Here is a 16,733-nt window from a genome sequence, read left to right as displayed (position 1 = left end):
GCTTACCTCTTCTTCTTAGCGTGACGCGACCGGATGATCATCTTGTCCGTCGTTTTATTCTTACGAGTACGAGCACCCTTTGTCGGCTTGCCCCATGGTGTCACAGGATGACGACCACCGGATGTCCGCCCTTCACCACCACCGTGCGGGTGATCGATCGGGTTTTTGGCAACGCCACGAGTAAGAGGACGACGCCCCTTCCAGCGAGTGCGGCCAGCTTTACCGAAATTCTGGTTAGAGTTGTCAGGGTTAGAAACCGCGCCAACAGTAGCCATGCAATCACTACGGATATAACGTTGCTCGCCGGAGTTCAGGCGAACGATAACCATGCCGCGATCACGACCGACAATCTGGACATAAGTACCGGCTGAGCGAGCAATCTGACCACCCTTGCCTGGTCTCATCTCTACATTATGTACGATTGTGCCGATTGGCATTTGCGACAATTTCATCGCGTTACCTGGCTTCACGTCCACTTTTTCACCGGCAATGACCTTATCACCGATAGCCAGACGCTGTGGAGCCAAAATATAACTCAACTCGCCGTCATCATATTTAATCAGTGCAATGAAAGCCGTGCGGTTGGGATCATATTCAATCCGCTCAACGGTAGCCGAAACATCGAACTTGCGGCGTTTGAAGTCCACCAGACGATATTTTTGCTTGTGACCACCGGCGATACCGCGAGAGGTTACATGACCTTTATTGTTACGACCGCCAGTTTTGCGCTTGCCTTCAACAAGCTTTTTAACGGGCTTGCCTTTCCAAAGGCCGCTCTTATCCACCAGGATAAGACCACGGCGCGCGGGGCTTGTCGGTTTATAGGATTTTAATGCCATCTTCTATTCCCGCCCTAGATTCCGGTTGTGATGTCGATAGTCTGGCCTTCAGCCAAAGTAACAACAGCCTTCTTAACGTCGTTGCGTGTGTAGGGACGACCCTTCCAACGCTTGTTTTTGCCTTTTTGCACCAGCGTATTCACGGCCTTCACCTTAACATCGAACAAAGCCTCGATAGCGGCTTTGATCTGTGGCTTTGTCGCGGTGTTAGCGACTTTGAATACCACAGCGTTATTCTCGCTAAGCAAAGTTGATTTTTCAGTGATATGCGGGCCGACAATCACGTCATAGTGACGAATGTCTACTGCTTCTTTTTTAGCCATTGAAGCGCGCCTCCAGCTTTTCGACTGCGGCACGGGTAAGCACCAGAGTGTCGTGGTTCAAAATGTCATAAACATTGGCACCAGCAGCCGGCATGACGTTCAGGCGCGGGATGTTGGATGACGCTTTGGAAAAAGCATCATTCACTGCATCACCGTCCATGACGAGAGCCGAATTTCCGAAACCAAGTTTCGTGATAAGCTCTAACAATGCTTTGGTTTTCGCGTCTTTCAACTCGATATTTTCCAGCACGATCAGATTATCGTTTTTCGCCTTGTCGCTAAGCGCCATTTTCAAACCCAAAGCACGAACTTTTTTGTTCAGTGACGGGTTAAAATCACGCTTGCGTGGTCCGTGGGCCTTACCACCACCAACGAAAATCGGAGCACGGCGTGAACCATGACGAGCGGTACCACCACCCTTCTGGTTGCCGAACTTTTTACCAGTGCGCGCAACGTCGCCGCGCTCACGAACAGCACGGGCGGTGCCGCGTGCATTTTCGCGCTGCCAGTTGACTACACGGTGCAGAATGTCCGCACGCGCCTCAACACCAAATATGTCATCATTCAATTCGATGTCAGCTTGCGCGCCAGTCGGAGCCTTACCTTCGAGGGATTTCACTTTGATTTTCATGGCTTAGCCCTCCTTCCCTGCGTCATCTGCAGCATCAGATTTCTCTTCTGCTGGTGTCTCTGCGGGAGCCTCCGCTGCTGCTGCGATTTCTTCATCAGTTGGACCGACTGCTGCCTCAATTTCCGCATCCGGCTCGATCATACCTGCCGGCGCATCTTCGGTTGCAGTCTCATCAGCATTGCGACGCAAAGCACCCGGGAATGGAACACCTTCTGGAAGCGCAGTTTTAACCGCATCTTTAACCAGAAGCCAACCACCCTTTGAACCAGGAACACTGCCACGAACAAAGATCAAACCGCGATCGGCGTCCGTGCGAACAATTTCCAGATTTTGCTGTGTGCGGTTCTTGGCGCCCATGTGGCCCGCCATCTTCTTGTTTTTGAAGACCTTACCAGGATCCTGGTTTTGTCCGGTCGAACCATGCGCACGGTGGCTAATAGACACACCGTGACTGGCATGCATACCACCAAAGCCCCAACGCTTCATAGCGCCGGCAAAGCCTTTACCCTGTGTCACACCTTGAATATCGACCATCTGGCCAGCAATAAAATGGTCCGCAGTAATAGTAGCGCCAACAGGCAGTAAGCCTTCTTCGCTATCAACACGGAACTCGGCAACACGTGCCTTTGGCTCGACTTCCGCCTTGGCAAAAGCTTCACGCTGTGGTTTGTTTACATTTTTCGCTTTACGGGCACCTGCACCAAGCTGAACAGCAAAATAGCCGTCACGTTCCTGATTGCGGGCTCCAACAACCTGACATTCTTCCAGGGAAAGAACGGTTACCGGCACATGCCGACCATCGTCCTGAAACAAGCGGGTCATCCCCATTTTTTTCGCGATCACGCCAGTACGCACGATCATTTCTCCTTACAGAGGCCCGGTCGCGTCATTGCTAGCGGGCGTGTTACAAAATACTCAGCCCAGTTTTTTTGAATATCGCCCCGTCCGGGCCAAAGCGCCTGAATGACTCAAAGAGCATCCAAACTAAGACGGGGGACACATGACCCGGACTATTGTCCGGCGGTTTCCCATGTCACCACTACCCTGAACCGGATAGTGTCATCACTCACATTACGCGAGCTTAATCTCTACATTCACACCAGCAGCAAGGTCGAGCTTCATCAAAGCATCAACGGTTTGCGGTGTTGGCTGCACTATATCGAGCAACCTCTTGTAAGTCCGGACCTCAAATTGTTCACGTGATTTTTTATCGACGTGCGGGCCACGGTTTACAGTAAATTTCTCTATATGCGTTGGCAATGGTATTGGTCCCCGGATCAGCGCGCCAGTGCGGCGAGCAGTGTCAGCGATATCGCTGGTCGCCTGATCAAGAACCCGGTGATCGAATGCCTTCAAGCGTATGCGAATATTCTGCGTTTCCATAAAAACCTATACCAATGTCAAAGAGCCAACCTTCGTCAAAATCTTCAGTAGATAAGCTACCAAGTCCTAACGAAGGAATACTATGTTAAAAAAACCTTCAAAATAAAAACCGCCCGATTTAGCGAGCGGTCCTAGCGCCATGGCCATTACTTTGGCCGTGGAAGCAGCCGCCCGAATCACTAAATCCGGGCGGCGATGCAGTCCTATATTACTTTGTTACCGCGCTGACAACCCCGGAACCGACGGTACGTCCACCTTCGCGAATAGCAAAGCGAAGACCGGAGTCCATAGCGATCGGAGCAATCAATTTCACGCCGATGGTTACGTTGTCACCAGGCATAACCATTTCAGTGCCCTCGGGGAGAATAACTTCACCCGTTACGTCCGTTGTACGGAAGTAGAACTGTGGGCGATAGTTAGCAAAGAATGGCGTATGACGGCCACCTTCATCCTTGGACAACACATAAACTTCTGCGTTGAATTCGGTGTGCGGTGTGATTGAACCAGGCTTACAAAGAACCTGACCACGCTCAACATCTTCACGAGAAACACCACGGATCAAGGCACCGATGTTGTCACCAGCCTGACCGGAGTCGAGCAGCTTACGGAACATTTCCACACCGGTAACCGTTGTTTTCGTCGTATCTTTGATACCAACGATTTCAACTTCGTCACCCACATTCACAATGCCGGTTTCAACACGGCCGGTAACAACCGTACCACGACCTGAAATTGAGAACACGTCTTCGATTGGCATCAAGAAGTTCTGGTCAACCGGACGTTCTGGCTGAGGAATGAAATCGTCAACAGCTTTCATCAGTTCAAGAATTTTTTCTTTACCGATATTGTCATCACGGCCTTCCAGAGCTGCAAGAGCAGAACCGGCAACGATAGGAATATCGTCACCCGGGAAGTCGTAAGAAGAAAGCAGTTCACGGATTTCCATTTCGACGAGCTCAAGCAGCTCTTCGTCATCAACCTGGTCAACTTTGTTCATGAATACAACAAGAGCAGGAACACCGACCTGACGGGCAAGCAGGATGTGCTCACGTGTCTGAGGCATAGGGCCATCAGCTGCGTTCACAACAAGAATAGCACCATCCATCTGGGCAGCGCCGGTGATCATGTTTTTAACATAGTCAGCGTGACCCGGGCAATCGACGTGCGCATAGTGGCGGGATTCGGTTTCATATTCAACGTGCGATGTTGAAATGGTGATACCGCGCTCACGCTCTTCAGGAGCCTTGTCGATATTTGCGAAGTCAACGGCATCACCGCCGCCTGATTCAGAGAGTACTTTCGTAATCGCTGCGGTCAACGTGGTTTTACCGTGGTCAACGTGACCGATGGTGCCGATATTGCAATGCGGCTTATTGCGTTCAAACTTTGCTTTTGCCATTTTATATTACCTCTAATTTCTATCATCTTGATAGTCTGTGCCGCGCTTTGGCGAGACTATCCAAATCTGTCAACACCCTTTCGGCTTCTGGGCTTTATTCTTGAGCCGGAAACAAAAAGTAAGCGCGGTTATTCGTAAAAAGAGCAGCGGCGGTTAAGCCATCTTCTCCTTCAATTCATCTGCAACATTCCGTGGTACTTCTTCGTAATGAGAGAATTGCATGGAATATTGTGCACGTCCCTGTGTGAAAGAGCGCAACTCGTTCACATAGCCGAACATATTCGCCAGCGGTACCAATGCATCGACAGCTTGTGCAACACCACGCGAATCGGTGCCCTGGATCTGACCACGACGGGAATTAAGATCGCCGATGACATCACCAAGATAATCCTCCGGTGTAATCACTTCGACTTTCATAATTGGCTCAAGCAGCTTGATACCAGACTTCTGGGCCGCTTCACGCATTGCCGCACGCGCCGCAATTTCAAAAGCCAGCGCCGAAGAGTCAACATCATGGAAGGCACCATCATAAACACGAATATTAAAGTCGATAATCGGGAAGCCGAGCAAACTGCCAGTTTCAGCGGTTTCACGCATACCTTTTTCAACTGACGGAATATATTCTTTTGGAATATTACCGCCCTTGATTTCATCTTCAAAGGTAATTCCTGAACCGCGCTCACCCGGTGTAACTTCAAATTTGATACGCGCAAACTGGCCAGAACCACCGGACTGCTTTTTATGCGTATAATCAACTTCAACAGCTTTGCCGAGCGATTCACGATAAGCCACCTGTGGCGCACCAACATTGGCTTCCACTTTGAACTCGCGCTTCATCCGGTCAACAAGAATATCGAGGTGAAGCTCACCCATGCCCTTAATGATTGTCTGACCAGATTCATGGTCAGTCGTCACCTGGAATGATGGATCTTCCGCAGCAAGACGGTTCAGCGCCACACCCATTTTTTCTTGGTCAGCCTTAGTCTTTGGTTCAACCGAAAGCTCGATCACAGGGTCCGGAAACTCCATCCGCTCCAGGATGATCGGATGCTCGGGCGCACAAAGGGTATCGCCGGTCGTTGTCGTTTTCATACCTGCCAGAGCAATGATATCTCCAGCAAATGCTTCCTCAATGTCCTTCCGGTCATTCGAGTGCATCTCAAGAATACGACCAACTTTTTCTTTCTTGTCCTTGACCGAGTTCAGCACAGCACCTTTTTCCAGTTTACCGGAATAGATGCGGGCAAAGGTCAGACTGCCAACAAACGGGTCGTTCATGACTTTAAAGGCAAGAGCAGCAAACGGCTCGTCATCGCTGGACGGACGGGAGTCCTCTGTTTCGCCATCAAGCTTTACACCTTTGATCGCTGCAACATCCAGCGGGCTGGGCATGAAGTCGACAATAGCGTCGAGAAGCGGCTGAACACCTTTGTTCTTAAAGGCCGAACCACAAAGCACCGGAACAAAATTCTGGTTCAACGTACCCTTACGGACAAGCGCCTTCAATGTCGCTGCATCAGGCTCGTTCCCTTCCAGATACTGCTCCATCACATCATCATCCAGCTCAACAGCCAGTTCAATCAGTTTTTCGCGATATTCCGCAGCTTTATCAGCCATGTCTTCAGGAATTTCGCCATAGACATATTCAGCGCCCAGATCTTCGTTTTTCCACGTGATCGAACGCTGGTTGATCAAGTCGACCAGACCGACCAAGCTGGATTCGATACCGATCGGAAGATAAAGAACAGCCGGTGTCGCGCCCAGACGCTCAACGATCGACTGAACGCAAAATTCAAAATTCGCACCGGTCCGGTCAAGCTTGTTGATGAAGCACATCCGCGGCACTTTATATTTATCCGCCTGACGCCATACGGTTTCGGACTGCGGCTCAACGCCGGCAACGCCGTCAAAACAGGCTACCGCGCCGTCAAGCACACGCAAAGACCGCTCCACTTCAATGGTGAAATCAACGTGGCCCGGCGTATCAATGATGTTAATCCGGTGCTCTGGACCTTTACGATCTTCGGCATTCCAGAAACAGGTCGTCGCAGCTGAGGTAATGGTAATACCGCGCTCCTGCTCCTGTTCCATCCAGTCCATCGTCGCCGTACCCTCGTGGGTTTCGCCGATTTTATAAGACTTGCCCGTATAGAACAGGATACGTTCTGTGGTAGTTGTCTTTCCAGCGTCAATATGGGCCATAATGCCGATATTACGATATCGTTCGAGCGGATGGCTGCGTGCCATAATCTTTACTCCAGAATCTTAAGGGGCCCTAATTAGCGCCGCCCTATAGTGAAACAGGCCAGCATTGACCAGACCTGATTAACAGGAAATTTAATATCTAAATCCGTCAGCGACAAGCTTTGCCAAACACATTTTTCGCAAAATGCCAAATAGCTGGCCAGTCGCTAACGGTTACTATCTTACGCTTACCAGCGATAGTGGGCAAACGCACGGTTGGCATCAGCCATTTTATGTGCATCTTCCCGCTTCTTGACCGCGTTGCCGCGATTGTTGGAAGCATCAAGGATTTCGCCGGACAGGCGCGCTGCCATTGTGGTTTCACTGCGCGCACGAGCCGCGGCAATGACCCAGCGAATAGCAAGAGCCTGAGCACGTTCTGGCCGAACTTCGACCGGAACCTGATAGGTTGCACCACCAACACGGCGAGAGCGGACTTCAATGCCCGGCTTCACATTGTTGAGTGCATCATGAAACATCTGCAACGGATCTTTTTTCGCTTTGGCTTCTACGCTATCCAGCGCACCATAGACAATACGTTCTGCTGTGGATTTCTTACCATCCATCATCAGGTTGTTCATGAATTTTGAAAGAATCTGATCCTTAAACTTTGGATCAGGAAGAATTACCCGTTTTTCGGGACGACGACGACGTGCCATATTATATAACTCCAATTAGCCGTATATTCGGCCAAAATTATGTAGCCTGATTATTTGGCCGATTACTTAGGACGCTTGGCGCCATATTTGGAACGGGACTGCTTTCTGTCCTTAACACCCTGGGTATCAAGAACACCGCGAACAACGTGATAACGCACACCGGGAAGGTCGCGCACACTACCGCCACGGATCAGAACAACACTATGTTCCTGAAGGTTGTGACCCTCACCGCCAATATAGCTGATAACTTCACGCTGGTTGGTCAGGCGAACCTTCGCAACTTTACGCAAAGCGGAGTTTGGTTTCTTCGGAGTCGTCGTATAGACACGTGTACACACACCGCGTTTTTGCGGGCTTGCCTCAAGCGCCGGTCCACTGGACTTATTCTTTTGAGCCACCCGCCCCTTACGGACGAGCTGGTTAATCGTTGGCATAAAGTCTTCACCTTATTGGATCTAGATAAACTAGGGTTACTCTAACAGCGCAAACCGCTGAAAGTGTTTTGCCTATGTGCTTTCCCGGAAGCGAAATATGCTACCCCGACAGGCAGAATTGCTATTCCCACTAACAGAAGCGCGCCCCTTAGCGGGGATTCGCTAAAACGTCAACAGGGGATCAGGCGTGATTGCTGTTCACAATGACGGTTTATCCCTCTTTAGAAACAACGTCTAGTTGATCTGCCTCCCAGTCACTGTATTTTTGATTGGTCCCCTCAACTGTCCAAGTTGTGGGCCCCGCTGTTGCCCGCCCCTTAATAATTGCCCCTGCTGCACTCGTACTACTAAATCCGTAATTATCAGAAAAAATCCTATGGTCGCCATTTTCAACTAATATACCTTGATCAATTAGCTCGTTGAATAGCGTCTGGTACCCGGGATGGCCTTTCTGAGCGCCTACCCAACTTAATCGCGCGCCTGATCCCATCTGAACTACAAATTGCTCATCTATTAGTACAGCAGAGGCCTCAACTCCGAGCCCCGGAACTCTTGTTATAAACCTGACAGCATCGCTCGCAGTTGTTTCAGATCCCTTAGGGAATAAAACCTTCCTGTTCTCAGTGAAAAAATCATATCGCAATGCAGGCAAAACCAAATAGGTATTTTCTAGAAAATCATCCATATGAGCCCGAGCTGCCTCACTCAGAGTACGCTCCGGAGGCGACTGCTCATTTTCTAGCGCTATTTTCCGTAATCTAAGAGCATCGCTTATCAACTTGCTTTCCAGATATCGAGCATGAGCTTTGTTTAAAGGCTCGCCGTTTGAAGTTATGCAAATAGCTTCTGACCACCAATCTTTTTTGCTAGCATGGTTTCTCAAACGTGTTTTTATGTCATCAGTTTCGCCAATATATAAAAGCGGCCGGCCTTCATTTTCGCCTACTAACAAATATACGCCGGGCCTCTCCACTTCAGATCGCTGCATAGCCTTAGGCAATTGGGTGCGATTTATCACCAACACATGTCCGGTCCACTGAAACGGTATAGTTGCAGTTTTCATGCCTTGGGGATGACCATCCACGAAATACAATTCGATTGATCGCCCCTTCAATTTCGAATTCATAATTAGCCCCCTAAAATTTCTTATTATTACTTTCTGTGTATGGTCACTCTGTCAGTTTTAACCGCACAAAATGCTGGTTCAAGTCCAACATGATTATGTGATCCAATTTAAAAAAAGATCAGCTTTTGCGATATAAATAGGTTATGCGGAAGAATGTTGCGCAACAACAAAGCTAGGATTATTTTTTCAGCACCAAACACTCCGCAAGGAATGTCGCGTCAATAGCGACTGATTTTCTCTACCCCTTTGATATAATTGACTTATATACCTAGACCCCTTTTTCATTGTGCACTGCAACATTTATTCTTGACTATAACGTCAATCATAGGTATTTGTGCACTGCAACAAAGAATGGAGGCAGAGATGGCCGATACAAACGATCATACCGCTGTTCCGGCTACAGAAAAGCCTGCTGGCCTCTCTGCTGATGCTGCTTCAACGACGGAATCAATATCCTCTGAACAGACAGTAAAACCCGCAACAAAACGTCCCGTTACGAAGCGCAAGGCTGCTCCAAAGCAGACAAATGCAACGGCCCGCAAGACCTTTAAAAAAGGAATCACAAAAATGACCACCAAGAATACCGCCACAAAGCGCGTAGCGAAAAACACCAAGGCCGCTAATAGCAAGGCAGCCAATAGCGCAAAAAATGCAGCTGAAACACTCGGCAAGCGTTTTGAAAAATTGACCGCTTCAGCGCAAGAGCGCGCGAAACAAGCCGCTGACCGCGCGGTTGAACTTTCTAAAAACGCCGTTGAATTTAATCGCGAGAATATTGAAACCATGATTGAAAGCGGCAAAATTACAGCTCGAGGCGCTCAGGAAATTGGTAAAACGAACCTGGAATACACCCGTGAAAATTTTGTTGAAGCCAGCCGCGCTTTGCAAGGTGTTTTCAGCGTTGCAACCCCAAAAGACTTTTTTGAAAAACAGGCTGATACCCTGCGAACCAGCATGGACCGTATGATGGATCAGACGTCCAGCAATATTGATGCTGTGACCAAATTGGCGGGTCAGGCTTATCAACCTATCGCTGATCGTGTCACCACCGTCCGCAAGGAAATTCAAAAAGCCGCTTAATCCGCTTTGACTATCGTCATGTAAAAGGGCTGTTCCCGTGGGGGAGCGGCCCTTTTGCATGGGCGCCTATCGAATGATTTGTGGCAACATCATCACCATTTATCAAACGGCTACTTGCCCTAGGGGGCTAAAATACCATATTCTATATATCATGATTAAAGCAGAGATTCTTTCCCTGATCCCGTCCGATCCCAAACCGCCTCTAATGCAGGCTGGCAACCCCGCGTTATTAGCTGAACTTCTGGCTGAATATATGGCTGGAGATGACGGCGATAATGATGACAATGCAAATTCCGGCACGGGTGATGACACTGATCTTGGCATCGCCACCAAAACACGAGCCAAAACAAAGAAGCCAAATCCTTATAAGGTGTTGCTGCTAAACGATGATTATACACCGATGGAATTTGTTGTTCTGGTGCTGAAGCGTTTCTTCCAGATGGATATTGACGAAGCAACCCGCGTGATGCTCCACGTTCATCAAAAAGGCGTCGGTATCTGCGGAACTTTCAGCTATGAAGTTGCTGAAACAAAAGTGACACAGGTGATGGACTTTGCCCGCAAGAACCAACACCCCCTGCAATGCACCTTAGAAAAAGCCTAACAACATAAGGATTATGACCATGGCAGAGACACCGGTAATTACCGTAGATATAGTCTCCGACGTCGTCTGTCCGTGGTGCATCATCGGGTATAAAAAGCTGGAAAAAGCCATGCAGCGCTTTGACGGCAAGGCTGAATTCGCGCTCACCTGGCACGCATTTGAATTAAACCCCGGCATGCCGCCAGAGGGGCAAGACATTAACGAGCATATGGCGCAAAAATATGGCGCCACGCCCGAACAAAGCAAAGGAAATCGTGAACGGCTGCGTAGCGCTGGCCGCGATCTTGATTTCGAATTCAGCTATCATGACAATATGAGGATGGTGAACACATTTGACGCTCATCGCCTTCTCCACTGGGCCGGCACATTCCCGAAGACAGATGAACCACAGAACAAGCAAACAGTATTAAAACTGGCGCTGTTCAAAGCCCATTTTACCGATGGTAAAAATGTCAGTGACCACGAAACCCTCGCCGCTATTGCCGGTGAAGTCGGTCTGGACAGTGAACGCGCCAAATCGATATTGGCCAGTGACGAATTTTCATCAGAAGTGCGTGCCATCGAGGCCGAATGGCAAGACCGTTTCATCTCCGGTGTTCCGGCCTTTATCTTCAATGGCAAATTCATGGTCCCCGGCGCACAAGATAGCGATGTTTTTGCCCGGATTATCGAGAATAAGGTTCTGGCAGCAGCGGCTTGATCCTGTCGCCGCGCCAAAGAATATATCAAAAATCAGATAACTATCAGGTATCGCCCGTTTTTAGCGATGGATATCTGGACACAATATGGTCAAAAACCGCAGGATAAAGAGCTTGTGTAAACTGGCAGCCATAAATATCGTTGTCGGACCAGCAAATCTTGCTCTCTAACGCAGCAAAAGATGGCAATGTCATGTAAATATATTTTTCACCGGTCAAGCGGGTCAGGCAGCGCATACGGAATCCGGTCAAAGACAGATCGATAATCATGACACTCATCCGGCCCAGTCCCGGTTCACGGACCCCTGCCGGAATTTCCACACTGGAACGAGTTGCCAACCGATGGTCCCCCGGCATGAACTGCTTGTCCAGAAAATGATGTGTTTTCTCGCGCATCGCCAATAACATCCTGACCTAACAGCCGGCATCTTCACAGGCCTTTATGGCCAGCAGTGCCTGACACCATTGGACAATAACGGCTTATGTTTATACAAAGGTTAACAATGACTACACCGGCATGGCTACTCGCAAGTAGATAAGGCTATTCGCTCCTGTCGAATAGCAAAAATGCTTTCCTACAGCTAAGCCTCCGTGCTAATTCCCAACGTGGCTCTTTCTCAACTGTATAGATGTTTTACTCGCTATCGACGAGTGTGATTTGTGTGAACTTTGCCATAAAGTTTCGCATCCAGCGAAACATCTGGGCTTTACAGCCAGATGTGCATAAAATCTTGCTCTTCCGGATGCCGGCACGAAAGAAATTTCTGAAATAACTCTGAAAGAACCATGTGTGAATTGTGTGAACTTTGAAGAAATACACTTCGCATCTGTGGCCCCGATCGGCTATGTGAAAGTTGCTGGTTTTACCACAGTCAGCAGGCAGAATCCGTTTCACAGATATCTGCTTCCTCGTCCTCCAGCTCAATCTGGATGGTGATATGATGAATGGCAAAACGCGCTTTCATCTCATCCTGCACCTTGGCCAGAAACCCTTTCCCCGGATGGCCGTCCGGCATCACAAGATGGGCCGTCATCGCGGTTTCACTCGTGCTCATAGGCCAGATATGAAGGTCATGCACCGTCGCTACGCCCGGCATGTTGGACAGAAACTCAAGCACCTCCTCTGCATCTATACCCCGCGGCACGCCAGCGAGCGACATTCTTACGGCTTCGGTTAACAACCCCCATGTGCTCCAGAAGATCAGGGCGACGATCAACAGGCTAATCAGCGGGTCAATCCAGTTCATTCCGGTATAGAAAATCAAGATCCCGCCAATGACAACGCCCGCAGATACGCCTGCATCAGCCATCATGTGCAAAAACGCGCCGCGAATGTTAATGTCTTCTTTCTGTCCACTGACAAAGAGCATCGCGGTACCAAAATTAATTACGATACCGATGGCAGCCACAATGATGACCGTAGTTGATGCCACTTCGCTGGGCGTATTGAACCGGCCTATTGCTTCCCATGCAATCGCGCCGCAAGCCACCAACAAAAACAGGCCATTTAGTAATGCCGCCAATATCGAAGATCCGCCCAGCCCATATGTAAACTGATTATTAGGCGGCTTTTTCGCAAGCTCCGCGCCTGCCCATGCGACAGCCAGTCCCAGAACATCCGAAAGATTATGGCCAGCATCGGCCAGCAAGGCCATGGATCCGGATAGCAATCCGTAAGCGACTTCAATGACAATGTAGATTATGTTCAGTGTAATACCGAGCGCAAAAGCCCGGCCAAAATCCGTTGGCTGATGACCATTGGGCCCATGGCGGTCATGGTGACTATGCCCAAGATGATGGTTGCGATGGGACTCTGCCGACATGCATGCTCCGGTAAATTGGCCAATATCAATGAGGGCCAACATGCCATTAATTATAGTATTTTACCAGAGCGCTCAGTAATTTTATAAATGTTTTCTGTATGTTATAACATATACCATAGTCAGCAATCAATCAACGATCAGACCAATCACCAGATAGACAAGGATCGCAGAACCAAAACCGAAAATCGCTGCGAGCACAAAGATAATGCGTAAAACATTTGCATCTATCCCGCTCCAATTTGACAGTCCCGAGCATACGCCCATCAGTTTTCCATTAGGTTTATCAAGACGCAATATTTCATTCATGATGCTATTCTTTCTTATAATGAAGTGGGTTCAAACAATATGGCGCAGCATCAGTCTGATGTTTTTAGACTTCCTCAGATTACCAAAGCAGTATTATTGACGGCGGGAGCGATGCTGGCGCTAACGAAAATCGCGGCGGAGAAGAGGGCAGCGACACCAGCAATAATTTTATTTTTAAGTGCGTAAGACATGATATTTCCTTTCAATAATAATATGTTCAGATAACCAGCGAACCGGCATTTCCAATTGCCGGGCCAACGCTGGCGCTGATGAAAATGGTAGCTGAAACAACGGCGGCAAAAGCTGCGGTGATATGATTTGAAACATTGGTAAACATTGTGACTTCCTTTCAGTGATTAAATTCTCAGTGGTTAAATACAGGCTTCGTGACCATGTCAGCGAAGATGGTTCTTACTTTGCACAGGCCGTGCCAATTTATAAAATCGTTGTTTTTCAATATCTTGAATGGTATTCATTAAATATGAGATATTATCCGAAACCTATATTTGGTATTTTATCCTAAGTTTTAGCATTTACTGAACGGAGGATGAACAATGATGCTGGCAATATTGCGATTTCCCTTCTCATCCTCTTTGGGCGAAGCTAGAGTCACTGGCCTGTCATGACCATTTCCCGGCTCACTCTGCAAAATTTCAGAAACTACCCGCAGTTGCGTCTTGAAACGGCGCCAGGCTTCATTGTGTTGAGCGGAGATAATGGCGCAGGAAAAACCAATATTCTCGAAGCGGTATCGCTTCTCTCCCCGGGGCGCGGTTTGCGGCGGGCTGCTCTAAAAGACATAGCTTATGAGAAGGGGAGCGGTGATTTCGCTGTCGCCGCCGAGCTGGGGGACGTGCAATTGGGAACCGGCACCAGCGCGGAATATCCGGAACGCCGGAAAACGCGGGTCAACGGCGCAGCCGTGCCGACAAATGATCTGGCACAATGGCTATCTATCCTATGGCTGACCCCGGCAATGGATCGTCTGTTCATGGAGGGCCCGTCGGGGCGGCGCAATTTTCTTGACCGCCTTGTAACAGCATTGGAACCCGACCATGCCCGCAACTGCACCCGCTATGATGCAGCAAGACGTGAGCGTAACAGGCTACTGGCGGATGATTATATGCCGGACACCGAATGGCTAGAGGCGCTGGACAGACAGCTTATAAAGTTCGGCACCGCAGTTGCACAGGCCCGGCGTCGGATTACACAAGCCTTGAATATGTTGCTGGAGGAAACTGATGACGGACTGTTCGCCGCGGCAAAACTGCATTTGGACGATAGCGGATTTCACGAACAAGAGGCTTTGTTACATGCTCTAAAAGCAAACCGCCAAGCAGACAGAGCAGCCGGACGAACTCTGCAAGGGCCACATCGCGCTGACCTCACAGTTTTTCATTCGACAAAAGATCAAGCCGCAGAGAAATGCTCAACCGGCGAACAAAAGGCTTTGCTTTTCTCAATCATTCTGGCCCACGCAGACCTGATTGCCCGGCAACGGGGGAGCCGACCAATATTATTGCTCGATGAAGTGGCCGCCCATCTAGACCCCAAACGCCGGGCAGCGCTTTTCGGTAAACTCTCGGAGAAAGGTGGGCAAGTGTGGCTAACCGGCACTGAACCAGAGCTGTTTGACGACACTCCCGATACTAGACTTCACTTCAAAGTTTCCGGCGGCAAAGTTACGATGCGTTAACCAATAATCTTAGCAGTAAATTTGCACCTTATGCATAGGTAGGCATTATGCACAGCTCTGTTCAACTGCCTCTCAAATATGTCGGCTCAAATATACTGGCAACATACGGCGGCGCGCTGTTAAAGGCGGCAGTCCCGGTTTTATTAGTGCTTCAGACTTTATCATTCCCTATCCACTAAGGTAATAAGGGAAACGCTGGACAGAAATGGTCCCGGCGGTAACGATAGCGTTAGATCAAATCGCGCTGGAGCGTAGTGAATGAACGACAATTCTTTTAGCTGTCTAGTCATATTGGCTGGCGGCCAATCGCGACGGATGGGCCGGGACAAAGCCACGCTTCAGTTTGATGGACAACGCTTGATCGACCGCGCCATTGCACGCTATCAATCATCCGTTGACCGAATATTTCTGTCTGCAACGCATGATTTTGATACTGGATTAGATTATATCCCAGACGATCCGGACATGCCCGATGGGCCGGTTGGCGCCATTTTTACGATTGCGGCGCAATTGCGTTCATTATGCTCCGAAGCCACCAGCTTTACGACAATTCCGGTCGACGCACCATTTGCACCGGATGATATTGTCTCTCGATTACACGCCGTTTCCGGCTGTTCTGTTGCAAAAACGGATCAGCGACTGCATCCGGTTTTTGGTCATTGGCAAAGCGATATTGTCAATGGTGTGCGCGAAAGTCAGGGAGCGAATAAGCAATCCTTGTCATTACAATGGCTGGCACAACAATGTAACGCCATAGCTTTCGATTGGCCCGACGAAGCAGCATTTATAAATATTAACACACCTGAAGATCTGGCGATTGCTAAACGCAATGATTATTCATAAATAAAAGCCAGCGCACAGCAAATGTGCACTGGCTTTTATAATTGCAACCAACCGTAGAAAATCAGCTGGTAACAGTCTAATTATTTCAAGCGGCGAATTTCTTTTCTGGTCAATGTTGTCATCAACTTGCCGTCGGTTTTGGAAAGTGTTTCAGCTTGAACAAGACGCACTTTACCTTTGTAGATAATCAACACATCACCATCATCATTAACCCGGTTTACCCGAGCGACACTTGAACCAGACGCATCATAGAGACGGTCATTTCGCTGAGCATCAGCAGCAAAGGCTGCAGGAGCAGTTAACGAGAGCGCAGCAGCGCCAAGAATGATAGTAGCAAATTTATTCATAATAAGACTCCGATAAAACCAGTAAAGCTAATCAGATAATATGATGAGACAAAAATAAGTAGCAATGTGAAATGTTGCATGTGCGAGTTTCATTTTTGCAACTGAATTGCATAATTTGCACAAACGCAAGCAACGTAACTTTATTACCTTCCCGAATACATAGTAAGTCGCATTCTATTAGGATATGAAAGAGGAGCGCAGCTTTCGACGTTAATCGTTTCCGACAGTATCACTCCCCAGTAATATATGGAGCATTTGCGCGCCCCTCTCGTAACTTCGTTCATCGTTACGGGATCAT

At 48.8% G+C, this 16,733-nt stretch carries 19 protein-coding genes; 5 read left to right on the top strand and 14 right to left on the bottom strand.

Annotated elements, in window-relative coordinates; genetic code table 11:
• Window positions 1-2: 2 nt before the first annotated feature.
• From rplB to AB1K62_RS09350, 10 genes are all read right to left on the bottom strand, one after another.
• Window positions 3-839 (bottom strand): 50S ribosomal protein L2, encoded by an 837-nt coding sequence (rplB, locus tag AB1K62_RS09395; RefSeq protein WP_367003227.1) that lies wholly within the window; start codon window positions 837-839, stop codon window positions 3-5.
• Between the two features lie 14 nt (window positions 840-853).
• The gene (locus AB1K62_RS09390) at window positions 854-1,162 is read right to left on the bottom strand and encodes a 50S ribosomal protein L23 (protein WP_367003226.1); all 309 of its coding nucleotides are present in this window, start codon (window positions 1,160-1,162) and stop codon (window positions 854-856) included.
• Window positions 1,155-1,793 carry a 50S ribosomal protein L4 gene (gene rplD, locus AB1K62_RS09385; RefSeq protein WP_367003224.1) on the bottom strand — a complete coding sequence of 213 codons (639 nt, stop codon included), beginning with the start codon at window positions 1,791-1,793 and terminating at the stop codon, window positions 1,155-1,157. The genes AB1K62_RS09390 and rplD overlap by 8 nt, the downstream gene beginning before the upstream one ends.
• Before the next feature lie 3 nt (window positions 1,794-1,796).
• Window positions 1,797-2,648 carry a 50S ribosomal protein L3 gene (rplC, locus tag AB1K62_RS09380; RefSeq protein WP_367003355.1) on the bottom strand — a complete coding sequence of 284 codons (852 nt, stop codon included), beginning with the start codon at window positions 2,646-2,648 and terminating at the stop codon, window positions 1,797-1,799.
• Window positions 2,649-2,864: 216 nt separating this feature from the next.
• Window positions 2,865-3,176: a 30S ribosomal protein S10 gene (gene rpsJ / locus AB1K62_RS09375; RefSeq protein WP_367003223.1), complete on the bottom strand. Its 312-nt coding sequence runs from the start codon at window positions 3,174-3,176 to the stop codon at window positions 2,865-2,867.
• A gap of 208 nt (window positions 3,177-3,384) precedes the next feature.
• A complete protein-coding gene (gene tuf, locus AB1K62_RS09370) occupies window positions 3,385-4,575 on the bottom strand; it encodes an elongation factor Tu (protein WP_367003222.1) in 1,191 nt (396 codons plus the stop codon).
• A gap of 153 nt (window positions 4,576-4,728) precedes the next feature.
• A complete protein-coding gene (gene fusA, locus AB1K62_RS09365) occupies window positions 4,729-6,822 on the bottom strand; it encodes an elongation factor G (RefSeq protein WP_367003221.1) in 2,094 nt (697 codons plus the stop codon).
• A 185-nt stretch (window positions 6,823-7,007) separates the two neighbouring features.
• Window positions 7,008-7,478, bottom strand: coding sequence for a 30S ribosomal protein S7 (gene rpsG, locus AB1K62_RS09360; RefSeq protein ID WP_367003220.1), 471 nt, complete (start codon window positions 7,476-7,478; stop codon window positions 7,008-7,010).
• Window positions 7,479-7,540: 62 nt separating this feature from the next.
• Window positions 7,541-7,912, bottom strand: a complete 372-nt coding sequence (gene rpsL / locus AB1K62_RS09355; protein ID WP_367003219.1) for a 30S ribosomal protein S12 — start codon at window positions 7,910-7,912, stop codon at window positions 7,541-7,543.
• A 211-nt stretch (window positions 7,913-8,123) separates the two neighbouring features.
• Window positions 8,124-9,038, bottom strand: a complete 915-nt coding sequence (locus AB1K62_RS09350) for a GIY-YIG nuclease family protein (protein ID WP_367003217.1) — start codon at window positions 9,036-9,038, stop codon at window positions 8,124-8,126.
• Window positions 9,039-9,401: 363 nt separating this feature from the next.
• On the opposite strand from AB1K62_RS09350, the gene AB1K62_RS09345 reads away from it, so the two are divergent.
• The 3 genes from AB1K62_RS09345 (at window position 9,402) to AB1K62_RS09335 (ending at window position 11,422) form a co-directional block, all read left to right on the top strand.
• Entirely contained in the window at window positions 9,402-10,118 is a 717-nt protein-coding gene (locus tag AB1K62_RS09345) for a phasin family protein (RefSeq protein ID WP_367003216.1), read from the top strand.
• A 253-nt stretch (window positions 10,119-10,371) separates the two neighbouring features.
• On the top strand, window positions 10,372-10,722 hold the full coding sequence (gene clpS, locus AB1K62_RS09340; RefSeq protein ID WP_367003353.1) for an ATP-dependent Clp protease adapter ClpS: 351 nt from the start codon (window positions 10,372-10,374) through the stop codon (window positions 10,720-10,722).
• 19 nt (window positions 10,723-10,741) lie between these two features.
• A complete protein-coding gene (locus AB1K62_RS09335) occupies window positions 10,742-11,422 on the top strand; it encodes a DsbA family oxidoreductase (RefSeq protein ID WP_367003215.1) in 681 nt (226 codons plus the stop codon).
• Between the two features lie 43 nt (window positions 11,423-11,465).
• On the opposite strand, the gene AB1K62_RS09330 is transcribed toward AB1K62_RS09335, so the two are convergent.
• From AB1K62_RS09330 to AB1K62_RS09320, 3 genes are all read right to left on the bottom strand, one after another.
• Window positions 11,466-11,816, bottom strand: coding sequence for a PilZ domain-containing protein (locus AB1K62_RS09330; protein WP_367003214.1), 351 nt, complete (start codon window positions 11,814-11,816; stop codon window positions 11,466-11,468).
• A gap of 476 nt (window positions 11,817-12,292) precedes the next feature.
• Window positions 12,293-13,243, bottom strand: a complete 951-nt coding sequence (locus AB1K62_RS09325; RefSeq protein ID WP_367003212.1) for a cation diffusion facilitator family transporter — start codon at window positions 13,241-13,243, stop codon at window positions 12,293-12,295.
• Between the two features lie 126 nt (window positions 13,244-13,369).
• Window positions 13,370-13,549, bottom strand: coding sequence for a PspC domain-containing protein (locus tag AB1K62_RS09320; protein ID WP_367003211.1), 180 nt, complete (start codon window positions 13,547-13,549; stop codon window positions 13,370-13,372).
• Between the two features lie 622 nt (window positions 13,550-14,171).
• Here AB1K62_RS09320 and recF point away from each other — a divergent pair.
• Together recF and AB1K62_RS09310 are read left to right on the top strand one after the other, a co-directional pair.
• Complete coding sequence (gene recF / locus AB1K62_RS09315; protein ID WP_367003209.1) at window positions 14,172-15,245, top strand: DNA replication/repair protein RecF; 1,074 nt, start codon at window positions 14,172-14,174, stop codon at window positions 15,243-15,245.
• A 258-nt stretch (window positions 15,246-15,503) separates the two neighbouring features.
• Entirely contained in the window at window positions 15,504-16,088 is a 585-nt protein-coding gene (locus AB1K62_RS09310) for a molybdenum cofactor guanylyltransferase (RefSeq protein WP_367003208.1), read from the top strand.
• Between the two features lie 80 nt (window positions 16,089-16,168).
• Here the strand turns inward: AB1K62_RS09310 and AB1K62_RS09305 are convergent, their stop codons facing one another.
• Complete coding sequence (locus tag AB1K62_RS09305) at window positions 16,169-16,435, bottom strand: hypothetical protein (protein WP_367003207.1); 267 nt, start codon at window positions 16,433-16,435, stop codon at window positions 16,169-16,171.
• Between the last annotated feature and the right edge of the window lie 298 nt (window positions 16,436-16,733).

It is taken from the genome of Parasphingorhabdus sp. JC815 (assembly GCF_040717415.1).
In the GTDB taxonomy this organism is placed as follows: Bacteria; Pseudomonadota; Alphaproteobacteria; order Sphingomonadales; family Sphingomonadaceae; genus Parasphingorhabdus.
Note: the sequence above shows the minus strand (reverse complement) of the source record. Positions and strands in the feature narration are given on the sequence as shown.